The organism is Micromonospora sp. AB353, assembly GCF_049538395.1.
In the GTDB taxonomy this organism is placed as follows: Bacteria; Actinomycetota; Actinomycetes; order Mycobacteriales; family Micromonosporaceae; genus Micromonospora; species Micromonospora aurantiaca.
This window is the reverse complement of sequence record NZ_JBMVFV010000077.1, coordinates 1-17,744: the sequence shown is the minus strand read 5'-3', so window position 1 is coordinate 17,744 and position 17,744 is coordinate 1. Positions and strand designations below refer to the sequence as shown.

8 protein-coding genes and 1 pseudogene are annotated in these 17,744 nt (G+C 68.3%); 5 read left to right on the top strand and 4 right to left on the bottom strand.

Features of this window, described 5'->3' with window-relative positions; genetic code table 11:
- Window positions 1-127: 127 nt before the first annotated feature.
- A complete protein-coding gene (locus ACPCK6_RS24385; RefSeq protein WP_423482330.1) occupies window positions 128-748 on the top strand; it encodes an SLATT domain-containing protein in 621 nt (206 codons plus the stop codon).
- On the opposite strand, the gene misB is transcribed toward ACPCK6_RS24385, so the two are convergent.
- Window positions 706-1,632, bottom strand: coding sequence for a haloacid dehalogenase-like anti-phage phosphatase MisB (gene misB, locus ACPCK6_RS24380; protein WP_423482329.1), 927 nt, complete (start codon window positions 1,630-1,632; stop codon window positions 706-708). The two genes, ACPCK6_RS24385 and misB, sit on opposite strands and share 43 nt — an antisense overlap.
- Window positions 1,629-3,317 carry a calcineurin-like anti-phage phosphoesterase MisA gene (gene misA / locus ACPCK6_RS24375; RefSeq protein WP_423482328.1) on the bottom strand — a complete coding sequence of 563 codons (1,689 nt, stop codon included), beginning with the start codon at window positions 3,315-3,317 and terminating at the stop codon, window positions 1,629-1,631. The genes misB and misA overlap by 4 nt, the downstream gene beginning before the upstream one ends.
- 166 nt (window positions 3,318-3,483) lie before the next feature.
- Here misA and ACPCK6_RS24370 point away from each other — a divergent pair, with 166 nt between their 5' ends.
- From ACPCK6_RS24370 to ACPCK6_RS24355, 4 genes are all read left to right on the top strand, one after another.
- Window positions 3,484-3,834, top strand: coding sequence for a DUF2203 domain-containing protein (locus tag ACPCK6_RS24370; protein WP_036342567.1), 351 nt, complete (start codon window positions 3,484-3,486; stop codon window positions 3,832-3,834).
- Between the two features lie 247 nt (window positions 3,835-4,081).
- Window positions 4,082-9,253, top strand: coding sequence for a DEAD/DEAH box helicase family protein (locus ACPCK6_RS24365; RefSeq protein ID WP_423482327.1), 5,172 nt, complete (start codon window positions 4,082-4,084; stop codon window positions 9,251-9,253).
- Window positions 9,253-12,096, top strand: a complete 2,844-nt coding sequence (locus ACPCK6_RS24360; RefSeq protein WP_357094167.1) for a DUF8741 domain-containing protein — start codon at window positions 9,253-9,255, stop codon at window positions 12,094-12,096. The genes ACPCK6_RS24365 and ACPCK6_RS24360 overlap by 1 nt, the downstream gene beginning before the upstream one ends.
- Complete coding sequence (locus ACPCK6_RS24355; RefSeq protein WP_357094169.1) at window positions 12,096-16,100, top strand: Eco57I restriction-modification methylase domain-containing protein; 4,005 nt, start codon at window positions 12,096-12,098, stop codon at window positions 16,098-16,100. The genes ACPCK6_RS24360 and ACPCK6_RS24355 overlap by 1 nt, the downstream gene beginning before the upstream one ends.
- 691 nt (window positions 16,101-16,791) lie before the next feature.
- Here ACPCK6_RS24355 and ACPCK6_RS24350 read toward each other — a convergent pair.
- Window positions 16,792-17,334 (bottom strand): cysteine hydrolase family protein, encoded by a 543-nt coding sequence (locus ACPCK6_RS24350; RefSeq protein ID WP_423482326.1) that lies wholly within the window; start codon window positions 17,332-17,334, stop codon window positions 16,792-16,794.
- Window positions 17,331-17,744 (bottom strand): annotated as a pseudogene (locus ACPCK6_RS24345) (hypothetical protein); the annotation flags it as partial. The gene ACPCK6_RS24350 and the pseudogene ACPCK6_RS24345, both read right to left, overlap by 4 nt.

Here is a 17,744-nt window from a genome sequence, read left to right as displayed (position 1 = left end):
GACAGCATTCTCCGATCCTCGACCCGCCACCCGGCCACGGCCTTCGCCATGCGCTGGGATCGGGCGGCTCGTGGTAGCGGGCAACGGTCACGTCGACAGGCCAAGCCGTCGAGTCCCGCGACGGGATATGATCATCCGCCCGTTCCCCGACTTCGCGGCGGACCAACAGCCTGAGGCCGTTCTGGACCGTTTGCGCGGGTGGGCGGAAGGGCAGGCTGAGGACGCGGTTGCCTGGTACCTGCGCGACAAGGCGGTACGCCGCAGGATCTCCCGCCTGCTGCGCGGCTGCGCGATTCTGCTGGGGATCGCTGGCGGAGTCGTACCCCTCGTCAGCGCGGCGAGCGCTGGGAGCGGCGCCAACTGGGGATATGTCCTTCTCGCCTTGGCTGGTGGCTGCCTGGCCTTCGACCACTTCTTTGGCCTGTCCTCGGCCTGGATGCGCGACATCGCCACCGCGCAAGCGCTTCAGCGGGCACTCATCGAGTTCCGGCTGGACTGGGTAACCACGGAGTTGGGTGCCGCGGCTACGGAGGACGCGGTGATACGCCGGCGCGAGGAACTAATCCGCGTGCTCGTGCTGCGGACGGCCGAGTTGGTCGAGGCGGAGACCGGCGAGTGGCTCAGTGAGTTCCGCAGCAACATCGGTGACCTGAACCGGCGGAGCGGATGGTCGCCCGCAGCGGACCACACCTCCGTCGGAGCGGGTCAATCGGCCGGTGCCGCCGGCAAGCAGGCCGATATCACCTGAGGCCGCCTCGGGTGCGGTGCAGCACTGAAGGTGTAGTGGTCGCACAACTCGCGGAAGGCGTCGAGCGTCACGTCCGGCGCGTACTGCGGAGGATCATCGCTCTTGACTTCTGCTGCGGTGACGGCCGCCGGGTCCCAGTGGGACAGTGCGACCAAGCCGCGCCAGAGGTCGGAGTCGTGGTGGGTGCCGTAGCGAGCCCAGGCGGCGAGCATCCCTGCTCGCTTGGCCATTGCCACGTCCTTGCTCAGGCTGTCGCCCACGTACAGGCAGTGGGCAGTCGGAACGCCGAGCTGCTCGGAGATCTGACGGGCGATCTCCGGATTGGGCTTGCGTGCCGTCGGTGGCAGTACGCGAACCTCGATTGCGGCCGGAACGGACCGTCGATCGGCGCCCAATGGGTGAGGCGGCCCGACGAAGCGGGGCGCGTAGATCGCCTCCAACATCGCGTCCAACCCGAGCGACCTTGCTCGACTGCTGATGTTCACGTCCTTGGCCTCGGTGTGTCCCACAACGTGACAACCTGTGGCCTTGATGGCCCGGAGCGTGCTTTCCACGTCCGGATAGAGGTGAAGGTGGCGTCGCCGGACCTCATTGAATGCGGCGAAGGCCGGAAGTAGGTGCTCGTGTCGTGCTCGTTGGCTCATCCCGGGCAGGCGTCGCTCGACGGCAGAGGTTTCGAGCAACGCGAAGGGGTGCTCGGTGTTGCCGTGGTTGCGATGCACGGCCTGGAGGTCGTTGCGCAACTCGTCCTCGGACACGTCGAGGAGTCCGGCGGCTACGGCCACCATCGCTCGCACTGCCGGCACGAAGTACGCCACCCAGTCGTACAACGTGTTGTCCATGTCGAGGATGAGGGCGTGCACGACGGGCCGTCTGATGGTCATGGGGAAACGACCTTCCAGGGGGCAATCTCAAGCCGGCCGTCTGACGCTGTTGCCAGCGGGGCCCGCCAGGTCATGAAGCGTTCGAACGAGCCTTGTTGTTGACTCCGGTACATCTCCAACTCCACGACTGGACCCGCCATCCGGATGAGGTTGAAGAAGTTACGCCGACCGTCTGACGATCTCGAGCCGCTGCTCCCGCCACCGACGATGTTGAAGCGTCCCAGGTCCCAGCGTTCGTTGCTGTATTCGGGGAGATGGTACGCCTCGGTGCGCCAGACGAACGCGCGGTGCTTGTGCCCGTGCACCGCGAGGTGTACCCCGTCACGGGCGGCCAGGCGCTGGATCCTTGGTGCGTCGATGGCGATCCCGAAACCCGTCGCGTACTCGTCGGGCGATTCGAGGTCCTCGGTCAGTGCGAGATGATGATGCAGCGCGAGCACGCGCAGGGCTGATCCAGGGCTCGACCAGGCGAGCGCACTGGTCACCTCGCGGTATGCGGACTCCTGGACCCGGCCCATGCCCGCCAGGAACGACTGCCCCTGTTCCAGCGAGCTGGAGTTGACCGCGGCGATGTCGACCAGGTTGCCGCCGGGGAAGACGAAGCGGCGAGCCATCGAGAGGTGGGGTGAGGCCGGGTATCCGTATAGGGCGCGAAAGAACTCCCGGTAGTCGGCCGTTGCCGCCGCCGGAGCCACCTCGACCGGTGCTCCGTATTCGTACGAATCACCGCGGGTCCAGGCGATGTCGTGATTGCCGGGGATGACGACGAGATGTTCCATGCCCAGCCCGAGCAGCCCATTGGTGAGCTTGAAGAGGCCGGCCCGCGCCGCCGCGAACTCGTCGCGGTGGGCGACGTAGGTGAGATCGCCCGTTACGAGGACCGCTCCTACCGACCGCTGATCACGAGCCAGGGCATCGGAGATCGCGTCGACCATGGTCGGGCGAGTAGTGCCGTCCTCGGTCTCCAGCCGCCACTGATGCTCCGACCGAAACCGCCCGGTCGCATAGTGCGGATCGGTGAGGTGCAGCAGCCACGGCCCTGGGCAGGCGATCGGCTCGGGGGACAGCGCGCCGTCCTGGCGTGGCGACGCGGTCAGGAACCGCTCGCTGGAGTCAGCCGGCTGGGCCGGACGGATCTCCCAGATGGTGGTGTCCATCGCGCGCAGTTCGTCAGCGTCCAGGATCCGCTTACCCACCAGCCGCTCCAGTTGGCCCGGCGGATGATGTGGCAACGGCGGTGCGGCGGCGAAGGAGAACTTCCCGAAGAATTCCATCGGCTCCTCGGCCAGGGCCACCAGCCGTAGCCACCCCCGGCTGTGCCGACTCGCCCGATAGTAGGGTGGAACGCCGTCCCGTTCGGCGTCGGGCGGACTGAGCGAGGTGAAGGCCCCGAGATCGTCCGGCTGCGGCAGGATCACGCGGTTGACGATGGCGGGATGGACGAGGCCCGTCCCGGAGTGGAACAGCCCGATCGGCACCCGACGTCCCTCCAGCGTCTCGCGTTCGAGCGCCTCCCATACCTCCAGTCGGCCGGGTTCGTTGGGTCGCTTCCACCAGCCCCACCAGCACCAACCACGCTCCTGCAGGACGGTGCGATGCTCGGGCAGGGTGTCGGCGACCAGATCCCGGTACCGGAACAGGTACCGCGGGTCCGGGGTGCTGGGGCTGGGCGAACGATCGCTCATGCCAGTGAGCCTCCAACGACGGGCGAGGGGCGTCCGGGCAAGCCGAGGGCCGATCCCGGGAGGAACCATCTGTATACCCGAGCGTGACGATGCTCGATACCCGGCGCCGTTCCGGCGGTGCCGTGTGGCAGCTTCCCTCCGGACGGTCGTGCCGCATACTGGCCCGGTGTTCACTCTCGCCCAGGCGCGTCACCTGGTGGCCACGTTGCGGCCGCGCGTCGACGAGCTGATCCGGTTGCGGGCCGACCTGGCCGAGTTGCGTGTCGATCTGGCCGATCACGGCGTCAGCGCGCTCGGCGGTCTCGCTGAGGTGAAGGCGCTGGAGGCGCGCCTGCATCTCGTGGTGGACGAGTTCCACCAGCACGACATCGCGGTCAAGGGGATCGCCCCGGTGCTGCTCGACTTTCCCGGTGAGCGTGACGGCCGGGCGGTGCTGTGGTGCTGGCTGGAGGGGGACACCGACATCCGGTGGTATCACCGGGTCGAGTGCGGCTTCGCCGGCCGCCGCCCCGTCTGAGCCGACCCGGCGATGCGCCTGACCTTCCCGGCGGAACCGTCCTTGGCCGAGGTCTTCTTCGGTATTCGATCAAGGAGTCGGGTTTCCGACTTCATGTCTGACGCTGGGACGGTTGACCGATAGCCGCACGGAGTGAGCACCCCGCCGGTGTGGTCAAGATTGAAGTCGAGCCGCCACCGGGGGGGCACTGTTCCAGCGTTGAAATGATTGAATCAGCCCTGCAACGGCGGGGCTGCGAGGAGTACAGATGGATGTCTTCGATGTGCGTGATCGACTCATCGGGGACTACCGGGAGTTCACTTCGAGTTTCGTCGATCCCCGTGACGCGGAGATCAGGAAGCACGTCGAACGGCTCGCCGCCTCCGGCTACCAGTGGCCGGCGCCCTATCTCTCGCTCAACCCGAACTTTGCCTCCGGCGGCACGATCGACGTTCTCGTGGCTGAGGGTCTGCTGCATCCGGACAATGAGCGGATCTTCCGCATCAAGGAGCACAAGGGCGATCCGGGGAGCCAGCCCTTGCGACTCCATCGGCACCAGCGGGAAGCCATTGCGACGGCCCGGGCCGGTCACAGCTACGTGCTGACCACGGGGACCGGTTCGGGTAAGAGCCTGTCCTACATCGTGCCGATCGTCGACCGGGTGCTGCGGGCGAAAGCGGACGGGACGTACCAGCCTGGTGTCAAGGCGATCATCGTCTATCCGATGAACGCGCTGGCCAACAGTCAGCTCCACGAGCTGGAAAAGTTCCTCTGTTGGGGTGCTCCGGACGGTGCGCCGTTGGTCACGTTCGACCGGTACACCGGTCAGGAGAGCCTCGAGGCGCGGCGTCGGATCCTCCAAGATCCACCGGACATCCTGCTCACCAACTACGTGATGCTCGAGCTGGTGTTGACTCGGCACCGGGAACGGGACCGTCTGATCCGAGCTGCCAACGGCCTGTGGTTCCTCGTGCTCGACGAGTTGCACACCTACCGCGGGCGGCAGGGCGCGGATGTGGCGTTTCTCGTGCGCCGGACGAAGGATGCCTGCGAGGCGGCGGATCTGCAGTGCATCGGAACCTCGGCCACCATGACCACCGAGGGCGACGCCGCGCATCAGCGAAGAGCGGTTGCCGACGTGGCAACGCGGCTGTTCGGCCAGCCCGTCGCGGCGGAGCATGTCATCGGAGAGTCCCTGCAACGCGCCACGACGGCCGCCGGCCCCGCCACCGGTGGGCTCGCCGAGCGGGTACGGCACTGGTGCCGGGACGCACACGAGCCGGACGTTGACGACTTCCGTCAGGACCCGTTGGCCCACTGGGTGGAGAGCGCGTTCGGCGTGGAATCCGAGGAAGGCACCGGCCGGTTGGTCCGCAGGCGGACGCCGCGCACGGTCCCGGAGGCCGCGGACAACTTGGCTGAGGTCACGCACGAATCCGCCGATGACTGCCAGGAGGCCATTCAGGCCGTGCTCCAGGCCGGTGCCCGGATCAAGCACCCGCAGACCGGGCGCCCGGTTTTCGCATTCCGGCTGCACCAGTTCCTCTCCAAGGGTGACAACGTCTACGTCACTATCGAGTCGCCGGCCGAGCGGCATATCACCAGCCGCTATCAGACCGTTTCCCCGGACAGTGGCCCGACCGAGCGGAAGATCCTCGTGCCGTTGGCGTTCTGTCGCGAGTGCGGGCAGGAGTACCTCACCGTCCGCCGGTCGGTGAACGGCTTCGAGGCGCGGCAGGACTCGGACACCAGTGAGGACGGGGGCTACCTCTACCTCAGTGACGACCAACCCTGGCCGGCGAGCCTTGAGATCGCTGTGCAGGACGGCCGGCTGCCGTACTCGTGGACCGTGCTCGCAGACGACGGCAGTACCATTCCGGCCGAAGGCAAGCGTAAATATCTCCCCGAGGTGGTGCATGTCGACGCCGAGGGTTTCGAGGTCGCGCCGGGTGAAGGGATCACCGCCGCCTGGGTCGCCGCGCCCTTCCGGTTCTGTCTGCGCTGCCGGGTCTCGTACGAGCGCCAGCGGGGCAAGGACTTCGCCCAGTTGGCCAAGCTCTCCACCGAGGGTCGGAGTTCGGCGCTCTCGGTGATCGGGGCCAGTATCGTTCGGGCGCTCCGCGCCGAGCCGACGCTCGACAAGCCGGCGCAAAAGCTGCTGTCGTTCGTCGACAACCGCCAGGACGCCTCTCTCCAGGCCGGGCACTTCAACGACTTCGTCCAGGTAGTGCAGCTTCGTGGTGCCCTGTACCGGGCGGCGGAGAAGGAGCCGGACGGTCTCACGCACGAGCGGGTCGCTCAGCGCGTCACTGAGGCGCTCGGGTTGCAGCTGACCGAGTTCGCTCGCCGGCCCGAGGTCCGCTACGGCAAGGAGGAGATCTGGCGAGCGCTGCGCGAGGTGGTCAACTACCGGCTCTACCTCGACCTGGAACGGGGCTGGCGGGTGACCATGCCCAACCTCGAGCAGACCGGTCTGCTCCGGGTCGGCTACCGCTATCTCGACGAGGTCGCCGCCGACCAGGAGATCTGGGAGAGCCGCCACCACCTGCTCCGCGACGACAACCCTGAACACCGGTACGAGATCGCGGCGACGCTGCTTGACGAGATGCGCCGCAACCTGGCCATCGACGTGCGCTGCCTCACCGAGGAGGGTTTCGACGAGATCCGCCGGCTGTCGGTGCAGCACCTGGCCGAGCCGTGGGCGCTCGGGGTGCGGGAGCGGGCCACCGTCGCCGCGATCGCCTTCCCGAAGCCGAGCGGCAAGGGCCGCCCCCGCTCCTACCTGCACCTCTCCGGCCGAGGGGCCCTGGGCAAATACCTGAAGCGGCAGTACGACAAGCCCGGACAGCCGTGCAGCGTCGCCGACGCCCAAGACATGATCCGCGACCTTTTGGCGGTGCTCACCGAGGCTGGCTTGGTGATCCAGGCGGTGCCCGGTGAGGGGGACGATCTGATCGGCGGCTACCGGCTCCGCTCGGACGCGCTCCGGTGGCAGGCAGGCGACGGTAAGGCTGGCGCGGAGGATCGGGTCCGCAAGCAGCTCTCCGGCGAGGTCGGTGCCCGGGTCAACACCTTCTTCCGCGACCTCTACCGCGACACCTCGCACCTGCTCGCCGGCTTGCAGGCGAAGGAGCACACCGCGCAGGTCACACCGGAGGTGCGACAGGAGCGGGAGCGGGAGTTCCGCGAGGGTGACCTGCCGCTGCTGTTCTGCTCGCCGACGATGGAGCTGGGCGTCGACATCAATGCCCTCAACGCGGTGGCGCTGCGCAACGTGCCGCCGACCCCAGCGAACTACGCCCAGCGTGCCGGCCGGGCCGGCCGCTCCGGGCAGCCGGCGCTGGTGGTGACCTACTGCTCGACCGGCAGCGCGCACGACCAGTATTACTTCAAGCGGCCGACGCTCATGGTCGGCGGTGCGGTGCAGCCGCCCCGCCTCGACCTGGCCAACGAGGACCTGGTCCGCTCGCACCTCCAGGCCATCTGGCTCGCCGAGACGGGGGAGGAGCTGCCCAGCTCGCTCGCGGCGGTGATGGAGACGGGCGGAGACAACCCGTCGCTGGAGCTACTGCCAAAGCTGAAGAAGTCGATCGAGGACCCGGAGGCCCGCCGCCGTGCGCTGGCCCGCGCCGAGGTGGCGCTCGCCGGGGATCTGGCCGGCGGGCTGCTTGAAGCGCCGTGGTGGCGTCCCACCTGGGTGACGGAAATGATCGACCGGGCGCCGCGCAGCTTCGAGGAGGCCCTGGACCGGTGGCGCAAGCTCTATCGCGCCGCGTTCCGGGAGTACGAGGTGCAGGGGCGCCGGGCGGTCGACACGAACGTCTCACACAAGGCCCGTGAGGAGGCGCACCGGCGGGCCAACGACGCCCGGGTGCAGCTCGACCTGCTCCGCAACGAGGACTCCGACGAACCGCAGACGGACTTCTACACCTACCGCTACCTGGCGTCCGAGGGCTTCCTGCCGGGCTATTCCTTCCCCCGGCTGCCGCTCGCCGCCTACATCCCCGGCCTCAATGGGCAGCGGCAGGGTGACTACATCCACCGGCCCCGGTTCATCGGCATCAGCGAGTTCGGGCCGGGGGCGCTCATCTACCACGAGGGCGCCCGCTACATGGTGCGCAGCGTGCAGCTCCAGCAGGCGGCGGAGCCCGGCAAGGACAACCTCCTCACCACTTCAGCGCGACGCTGCCGTGCCTGCGGTCACCTGCACGACGACGCGCCGGGGATCGACGTCTGCGACAGCTGCGGTGAGCAGCTCGGCGCGATCGACGACAACCTGCTGCGGCTCTACACGGTGCGGACCCAGCGGCGGGAGCGGATCTCCTCCGACGAGGAGGAGCGCCGTCGGTCCGGCTTCCAGATCGAGACGTCGTATCGCTTCCACCATCACGGTGGGCGGCCGGGCAAGCTCACTGCGACGGTGGCGCCGGAGGACGCGCCGGCGGTGGCGACCCTGGTCTACGGCGACGCCGCCACGGTCCGGCGGGCCAACCTCGGGCTGACCCGACGTAAGGACCAGAAGATCCGCGGCTTCTGGCTGGACACCACCAGCGGAGAGTGGCTCTCGGAGTCCAAGGCGGGCGAGAAGACCACCGACGAGGAGGATCTCGGCGTCGCCGAGGAGACCAAGCGCAAGCAGCGGGTGATTCCGTACGTCGAGGACCGGCGCAACATCCTGGTGTTGCGGCTGGCCCGCAAGGCGACCCGCGAGGAGGCGATCTCGCTGCTCTACGCCCTGGAGCGGGGCATCGAGGCGACCTTCCAGCTGGAGGACTCGGAACTCACCGGGGAGCTTCTGCCCGATCTCGACGAGCAGGGCCGGATGCTGTTCATCGAGAGCGCGGAGGGTGGCGCAGGTGTCCTCCGTCGCCTCGTGGAGGAGCCAGGGGCAGTCAGCCAGGTGGCGGCAAAGGCGTTGGAGATAGCGCACTTCGATCCACAGACCGGCGACGAGGCACCGCAGTACGTGGCGGACAGCGACGACCGGTGTGTCCAGGGCTGCTACGACTGCCTCCTGTCGTACTCCAACCAGCCGTTTCACAAGCTGGTCGACCGGCACCTCATCGTCGACGTCCTGCTGGAGCTGGCCGGGGCCAGGACAACCAACACCAGCCCCGCCCGATCCGCCGGACAAGGGCTGGACGTGACCGGGCCGGCGGCGGACTTCGTAGCGTGGTTGAAGCAGGCGAGCTACCGGACGCCGGACAGCGGGCGTGAAAAGGTCGCCGAGGCGACGCCCGACCTCGTCTACCGGGAGCACGAGGCAGCCGTGTTCGTCGACGTGCCCGGCGAGCCCTACGGCGAGGGCCGGGACGGCGACGCCGAGGACAGCCTCTACGACGCCGGCTGGACGCCGATCCGGGTGACGGCGGGCGAGTGGCAGCGGGCGGTGGACCGGTATCCGAGCGTGTTCGGTCAGCACAGGACAGGGAGCAACTGATGACTGTGACCGCGGAGCGGTTCGAGCCGGGCACGCTGGTCAGGGCGCGGGGCCGCGAGTGGGTGGTGCTCCCCGAGTCGGAGCCGGACCTGCTGGTGCTGCGCCCGCTCGGCGGCTCGGACGACGAACGCGCGGCCGTCCTGCCGGACCTGGAAGAGGTCACCTCGGCGACCTTCGCCTACCCCGACCCGACGGACGCCGGCAACGCCAGCCGGGCCGCCCTGCTGCGGACGGCGCTGCGGATCGGTTTCCGCTCCACCGGCGGGCCGTTCCGCTCCCTCGGTGGGCTGGCCGTCGAGCCTCGGCCCTACCAGCTCGTGCCGCTGCTGATGGCGCTGCGGCAGGACACCGTCCGGCTGTTGATCGCCGACGACGTGGGCATCGGCAAGACCGTCGAGTCGGGTCTGATCGCCGCCGAGCTGCTGGCCCAGGGCGACGCCAATGGGCTGGCGGTCCTGTGCAGCCCGGCCCTGGCGGAGCAGTGGCAGCGGGAGCTGGCCGAGAAGTTCGGCGTCGCCGCCGAGCTGGTGCTGCCCGGCACCGTACGCCGGCTGGAGCGCGACCTGGTCGGCGCGCAATCGATCTTCGACCGGTACCGGCACGTGGTGGTCTCCACCGACTACATCAAGCGGCCGGAGCTGCGCGACCAGTTCCTGCGCGGCGCCCCCGACCTGGTGATCGTCGACGAGGCGCACTCCTGCGTGCTGGACGACAGCAACGCCGGCGGCAAGTCCCGGATGCAGCGCCACGAACTGGTCCGCAGGCTGGCCGCCCGTGGCGACCGACACCTGATCCTGGTGACCGCCACCCCGCACAGCGGCAAGGACGCCGGCTTCCGCAACCTCGTCGGCCTGCTCGACCCGCGCCTGGAGACCGTCGACCTGGACCGGGTCGAGGGCCGGGAGCTGCTGGCCCGGCACTTCGTGCAGCGTCGTCGGGTGGACATCCGCCGCTTCCTGGAGGACACCCCGTTCCCTGAGGACCGTGAGTCGACCGAGCGTGCCTACCGGCTGACCGGCGACTACCGGAGCCTCTTCGACGACGTGGTCGCCTACGCCCGGCAGACGGTGCGGGACCCGATCGGCGGGCAGGTGCGCCAGCGGGTGCGCTACTGGTCCGCGCTGGCGCTGCTGCGCGCGATGGCATCGTCGCCGCAGGCCGCCGCCGCGACCCTTCGTACCCGGGCGGCGAACGCCGATGCGACCGACGCCGCCGAGGCCGACGCCCTGGGCCGGGCCGCCGTGCTGGACCTGCCCGACGACGAGACCCAGGAGTCGGTGGACCTGGTGCCGGGTGCCGACACCGAGGCCGATTCGGGCAGCCCAGAGCGGCGCAGGCTGCTCGCCTTCGCCCGCCGCGCCGAGGCGCTCGCCGCCAAGGGCGACAACAAGCTCGACCTGCTGGTCAAGGAGGTCAAGGCGCTGCTCGGCGACGGCTTCAACCCGGTCGTCTTCTGCCGCTACATCGACACCGCCGAGTACGTCGCGGAGCGGCTGAGCGCCGCGCTCGGCAAGGCGTTCACGGTCGGCTGTGTGACCGGCGCACTGCCGCCGGAGGAGCGCACCGACCGGATCAGGGAGCTGACCGCCGACCCGAAGCGCCGCCCGGTGCTGGTCGCCACCGACTGCCTCTCCGAGGGCGTCAACCTCCAGGAGCACTTCCAGGCGGTGGTGCACTACGACCTGGCCTGGAACCCGACCCGGCACGAGCAGCGCGAGGGCCGCGTCGACCGGTTCGGGCAGCGTGCGCCGAAGGTCCGCGCCGTGATGATCTACGGCACGGACAACCGGATCGACGAGATCGTGCTCAAGGTGCTGCTGCGCAAGCACGAGCAGATCCGCAAGGCGCTGGGCGTCTCGGTGCCGGTGCCGGACCGCAGCGACGACGTGTTGCAGACCATCGCGCAGGAGCTGCTGATCGCGCCGGACGCACCGGAGCAGCTCACCATTGACGGCCTCGGTCTGGAGCATCGCGAGGAGCTGCACAAGGAGTGGGACAGCGCCGCGGAGAAGGAGAAGGAGTCCCGCACCAAGTACGCGCAGCGGGGCATCCAGCCGGCGGAGGTGGCCGCGGAGCTGGCTGAGATCCGGGCCAGCCTCGGCTCACCGGACGAGGTGGCCGAGTTCGCCCGGGTCGGCTTCGCCGCGCTCGGCGCCGACGTCGTCCCGGACCGTGACGGCTTCACCGCCGCCACGGGCACCCTGCCGTTGCCGCTGCGGGACGCCTTCCCGGCCGGCTACCCGGCCACCCTCGCCCTGCGCCGGGAGCTGCCCACCCCGCCCCGCGCCGCTCACCTGGACCGCACCGACCCGTACGTCTCCGCGCTGGCCCGCTACCTGCTGGAGAGCGCGCTGGACCGGACGGTGCCGGCCGACCAGCGACCGGCCCGCCGGGCCGGCGTGATGCGGACCTCGGCGGTGAGCAAGCGGACTACCCTGCTGCTGGTCCGGTTCCGGCTGCACCTGACCCTGCCGACCCGGGCCGCGGACACCGAGCCCCGCCGGATGGTCGCCGAGGAGGCCCGGCTGCTGGCCTTCCGGGGCGCCCCCACGGCCGCCGAGTGGCTGCCCGACGGGGAGGTGGCCACGCTCCTGGCGGCCACCCCGACCGGCAACGTGCTGCCCGAGGCCGCCACCCCGCTGCTGGACCGGGTGATCGGCAAGCTCGATGAGGTCGTCCCGCACCTGGACTCCACCGCCGACGGCCTCGCCGAGGCGCTGCGTGCCTCGCACATCCGGGTGCGCGAGGCGGCCGGCCAGCGGGTCCGCCGGCAGATCACCGTCACCGCCCAGAAGCCCGCCGACGTGCTCGGCGTCTACGTCTACCTCCCGGAGGCCAACTGATGAGCGCGGTCACCTACCCCGCCGTCCGGGTCGAGGGCGGGCTGCTCCCCGCCGGCCTGGTGCAGCGGATCGGCGACGGCGCCGCCGGCCTGCCCGGCGCGGACGCGGCCAGCTACGGCCTCCAGTCCGGCGAGTCGGTGCGCCGCTACGCCAACCGCTCCTACGCCTACCTCCAGGAGCAGTGGCGGGACTTCAAGCGCCAGCGGGAGCGGGCCGGCGACACCGCGCCCGCCCGGCTGACCCGGGAGCGGTGGCTGCTGATCCTGCTGCGCGAGCTGGGCTACGACGGCATCGAGTCGCTGCCGAGTGGCATCACCGTGGACGAGAAGCTGTTCCCGGTCAGCCACCGCTGGGAAGCCGTACCGATGCATCTGCTCGGGTGGGGAACGGACCTGGACCGGCGGACGCCGGGAATGCGCGGCGCGGCGGCCGCCGCCCCGCACTCGCTGATGCAGCAACTGCTCAACCGCTCCGAGCAGCAGCTCTGGGGCATCGTCGCCAACGGTCAGCGGGTGCGGCTGCTGCGCGACTCGACCAGCCTGGTCGGCAGCGCGTACCTCGAATTCGACCTGGAGGCGATCTTCGAGGGCGACCTGTTCCCCGACTTCGTGCTGCTCTACCGGGTGGCGCACGCCACCCGGCTCGCCGTCCGCGACGCGGCGGCCGGGCCGTCGTCCTGCCTGCTGGAAGCCTGGCGTACGGAGGGAGCGAAGCAGGGTGAGCGTGCCCTGGAGCAGCTCCGCGACGGGGTGGAGGCGGCGCTGGAGATCCTCGGCACCGGCTTCCTCGACCACCCGGACAACGCGGGCCTGCGGGAGCGGATCGAGGTCAGCCTGTCGTTGGAGGACTACAAGCGCTCCCTGCTGCGCCTGGTCTACCGGCTGCTGTTCTGGTTCGTCGCCGAGGACCGCGACGCCCTGCTCGACCCGGTGGCCGGCCCGCAGGCCAAGCAGCGCTACGACACCTACTTCTCGGCGCGGCGGCTGCGGGAGCTGGCGCTGCGTCGCCGGCACTCCGGCCACGGCGACCTGTGGGAGGCGGTGCGGCTGGTCTTCCGGTTCCTGGGTGAGGAGTCCGGCAACCGGACCCTGGGCCTGCCCGGCATCGGCGGCCTCTACGAGCCCGGCGCGCTGGACGCCCCGATCGCCGAGGCCGGCCTCAGCAACACCGCGCTGCTGCGCGCGGTCGAGGCCCTGGCTGTGCTGCCCGCGCGCAAGGGCACCGGCCGGCAGCGGGTCGACTTCCAGCACCTGGGCGCGGAGGAGCTGGGCAGCGTCTACGAGTCGCTGCTGGAGCTGCGCCCCCGCTGGGACGCCCCGGCCCGCCGTTTCCACGCCGAACGGCTCGCCGGCAACGAGCGCAAGACCACCGGCTCCTACTACACCCCGTCCTCTCTGGTGGAATGCCTGCTCGACTCGGCGCTCGACCCGCTGCTGGACGAGGCCACCGCGCTGCCCACCCCCGAGGAGCGCGTCAAGGCGCTACTCGACCTGACCGTCTGCGACCCGGCCTGTGGGTCGGGGCACTTCCTGATCGCGGCGGCCCGCCGGATCGCCAAGCGGGTGGCCGCCGAGGAGACCGACGAACTGGAGCCCGCACCGGCCGCGGTCCGCTCCGCGATGCGCCGGGTGGTGGCCCGCTGCATCTACGGGGTGGACGTCAACGAGATGGCCGCCGAACTGGCCAAGGTGTCGCTCTGGCTGGAGGCGATGGAGCCGGGCCGGCCGCTCGGCTACCTCGACGCGAACATCCGGGTCGGCAACTCCCTGCTCGGCGTCACCCCGAAGCTGCTCAAGGACGGCATCCCCGACGCCGCCTTCACCGCCCTCACCGGCGACGACAAGCGAGTCGCCACCGCGCTGAAGAAGCAGAACGCCGAGGAATCGTCCGGGCAGGGCAGCTTCTTCGGAGTGTCAGGCATCGAGATCGGCAACACCGCGTTCGCGACCAAGGTCAAAGAAATCGTGTACGCGGAGCCCCGCAGACTTGCGGACGTGCATGTGCAGGCCAAGCGGGCGAAGGCACTGGACGAGGACCGCCGGCATGCTAAGACGGTCGCCGACGCCTGGTGCGCCGCGTTCGTGCAGCCGAAGACCGAGGAGACCCGCGACACCGCCATCACGCAGGCCGCGCTTGAGACTCTGGCCAAGGGCGACTCGTCGCTTGAGACGCACCGAATCGAGTCGGTGGTGGAGGAGCTGAGCCAGCAGTACCGCTTCTTCCACTGGCACATCGAGTTCCCGCACATCTTCCAGGTGCCCGAGTACGGCTCAGTGGACGAGGCGACCGGCTGGGAGGGCGGCTTCTCCTGCGTCCTTGGCAACCCGCCGTGGGAGCGGGTCAAGCTCCAAGAGCAGGAGTTCTTCGCCGCTCGTGAACCCGAGATCGCTGGCGCGAAGAACGCCGCGGCCCGCAAGAAGGCTATCGCCGCTCTGGCCGACAGCGACGAGCCAGCCAATCAGATGCTGTACGCCGAGTGGATCGCCGCCCTGCACGAGGCCGACGGTGTGGATCTCCTGCTGCGTTCGTCCGGTCGCTACCCGCTCACTGGTAAGGGCGACATCAACACGTACTCCGTGTTTACCGAGACCGTACGTGTAGTGCTGCACCCGCTTGGCCAGGTCGGCATCATCGTGCCGACTGGCATAGCCACTGACGCCACGACACAAGACTTCTTCAAGGATTTGGTGGTCACGAAGAGCCTGGTGTCGCTCTACGACTTTGAGAACGAAGACAAGGTCTTTCCTAACGTCCACCACTCATTCCGGTTCGCGCTGCTGTCAGTCAGCGGTAGACAGCGGGTAGCGGAGCGAGCATCGCTGGTATTCCGGGCCCGGCAGGCGAGCCAGGTTGTCGCCCGTGCTTACTCTCTTACGCCCGACGAGATCACCCTGATCAACCCGAATACCGGCACGTGCCCAGTATTAGTCACCCGACGTGACGCCGAGATAACGCTCGAAATTTATCGGCGCATTCCCGTGCTCATTAACGATGGCGATCCGCATGGAAACCCTTGGGGTATAACTCTACGCCGGATGCTGCACATGTCCGACGACTCGTATCTCTTCAAGACTCGCGATCAACTGCAAGAGGAAGGGTGGGCGGGGGTCGGGAATACCTGGCGGCGAGCCGATGAAGTAGCCGTGCCGCTATACGAAGCTAAGATGCTGCACCACTTTGACCATCGGTATTCTACCTACGAAGGGGCCACTCAGGCGCAATTGAATCTGGGAACCCTTCCGCGTCTCGATGATGAAGCGCATAAGGACCCAACGCACTGCGTCATGCCCCGTTACTGGATCCCTCAGTCTCTGCTCGCCGAATGGTTCTCGGGGCGTTGGGGCGGACTTGCGACATCAGATTGGCTGTTGGGCTGGAGGGATATCTGTCGTAGTAGTGATGAAAGAACCTTGATATCAACCGTTATGCCCCGCTGGGCGGCGTCTGGTATTTATTTCGTTCTTGCTAAGCGAGCCCTAGCTGTACTTCAGGCTAACCTAAGTGCCTTTGTGTTGGACTATGTGGCGCGCCAGAAGATAGCCGGAACCCACCTGGCGCTGTTCGTTCAGAAACAACTTCCAGTCTTGCCGCCCGAGTGTTACGACAAACCCGTGCCGTGGGATCAGGGCGGCGGGACGTTGGCGGCCTGGATCACAGAGCGAGTGTTGGAGCTGACCTACACCGCCCATGATCTCGCGCCCTACGCCCGCGACCTTGGCTACGACGGCCCGCCGTTCAGATGGGATCCGGCACGGCGCGAACTGCTCCGCGCCGAGTTGGATGCAGCCTACTTCCACCTCTACGGCATCGACCGCGACGACGTGGACTACATCATGGACACCTTCAAGGTCGTCCGCCAGAAGGACGAGGCTACCCACGGCGAATACCGCACCAAGCGCCTCATCCTGGACTGTTACGACGCGATGAGCATGGCTGCTCGTGTCGGGGAGTCCTACCGTTCCCCCCTGAATCCCCCTCCTGGTACCGGCAGGTCGGGGAAATAAGTGGGACGACATTGGGTTCGCGGGCATTACGTTCGGGGCCATTTCCGGAATGGATCCTGGGTGGAGGGCCACTGGCGTGGCGACCATTCGAGGATGTCGACTGCGGGTGCCGGGCGAAAACAGTCGGGCGGTTGCGGTCCGATGATAGTGTTCTTGTCGCTGGTCTGCTTGCTGGGAAGTTGCTTGAGTTGGTGCGGATCTTCGAATAACGAAGCCCCGGCCGCCGACGAGGAGCAACGGGAGCGGGCCCTGGCGATTCTTGATGAGCAAGCTCGCTCCACCCCGTCTTCATCGCCTTGGCCTATTGTTGGATGGGCTGATACCCCGGCGAGCGCTCGTGCGAATCCTGCGAGCGCTTCTTGCCGTATAGAAAAGGAAGCCTATGGCGTTTGGCGGCAGGGCCTTGATCCGATAACGAGCGGGCTGAGAGTGCCTGCTCCGGCAGAACTTCGAAGGCTGAAGCAAGACGCCGAGGAATACACCCTCGCTGTTGCCCCTTTGGCGGACCCGAAGGCGGATCAGTTGATCCTGGCGATCACGTCGTATCGGGCGGCAGTGGTATCGGCGATGATCGAACCGGACGGTCTCCACGCGTTGGAGTCGATGGTCACGGCTGGCCTTGCCATTAACGGGGAGCATCGCTCATTCCAGGCTGGCTGTGGCGGGTAGCGCAGCATTGCCAGAGACCCGATCACTCGAACTGCATGGTGGCTTGACCCGTGCTGATGAGCTGGCCGGCTCCGATGAAGCGTCTTGCTACCAACAGGCCAGCCTCGTGAGCGGCTGCACCGCCGTGACTGGCCGAGGCGTTCGTCACGAGCCACGGCGTCAGGTCACGCTCGAAGGCGTCGACCGCGGACTTCAGCACGCAACTCTCGGTGGCCACACCACAGAAAACGAGGTCCGTCCAACCCTCGCGGGCGACGATGTCCGCTCCCTCGTTCGTGAAGTACGAGTAGACGCGCTTGTCTACCACGGCTCGTGCCCGAGCAGCGTGCGGGTTCAGCTCGGGCACGATCTCCGTCTCCGGCGCGTGCTGTACCGCCGACCAGTGGATCAGCCTCTCAAAGGGGCTGCCCGGGTAGTTGTGGTAGCGGGTGAAGACGACCGGCCGGCCGGTAGCCTCCCACCGCTCGACCAGGTCCACGACCTTGGGGATGACGTGCCGGCTCCGGTCGTTGATGAATCCGTTCTGCATGTCGATGACAATCAAAGCTGCCCGCGTAGCGCTCATGCGCCGACTCTGCCACTCATCGTCTCTGCCTCGCGAAGCGCCGCCTGGGCCTGCACCAGCCGCTCGGGTAGGCCGCTCGTCGTCACGGCTGCCTGGCGCATCATGCAGTGCTGCGCTGTCTCCTGCACTCGTGCCGTGGTGAGCCGCGAGTGGGCAGCCCTCAGGAAGCGCCAGCCGAATCTCTGCGGCATCACCGGGTCTCGGCCCTCCTCCACCGCTCGCTGGATGTGTCGACAGTAGGCCCAGAGCATCTGTACGTCGATCTCAAGCGAGACCAGTTCGCCAGGGGTGAGGGCTCGTTCCGGTGAGATCGGGTGGTAGGCCAGTCCTGACCAGGTCGCGAAACCGACGGATACCCCGGGGATTCCGAATCGCTCGGCAGCGGGTTGGTCGAATCCCTCGGCCAACAA

Coding starts and splice junctions, on each gene's coding strand:
- ACPCK6_RS24365 (WP_423482327.1), top strand. CDS start 4,082: ATGGATGTCTTCGATGTGCGTGATCGACTCATCGGGGACTACCGGGAG.
- ACPCK6_RS24360 (WP_357094167.1), top strand. CDS start 9,253: ATGACTGTGACCGCGGAGCGGTTCGAGCCGGGCACGCTGGTCAGGGCG.
- ACPCK6_RS24385 (WP_423482330.1), top strand. CDS start 128: ATGATCATCCGCCCGTTCCCCGACTTCGCGGCGGACCAACAGCCTGAG.
- ACPCK6_RS24350 (WP_423482326.1), bottom strand. CDS start 17,334: ATGAGCGCTACGCGGGCAGCTTTGATTGTCATCGACATGCAGAACGGA.
- misA (WP_423482328.1), bottom strand. CDS start 3,317: ATGAGCGATCGTTCGCCCAGCCCCAGCACCCCGGACCCGCGGTACCTG.
- misB (WP_423482329.1), bottom strand. CDS start 1,632: ATGACCATCAGACGGCCCGTCGTGCACGCCCTCATCCTCGACATGGAC.
- ACPCK6_RS24355 (WP_357094169.1), top strand. CDS start 12,096: ATGAGCGCGGTCACCTACCCCGCCGTCCGGGTCGAGGGCGGGCTGCTC.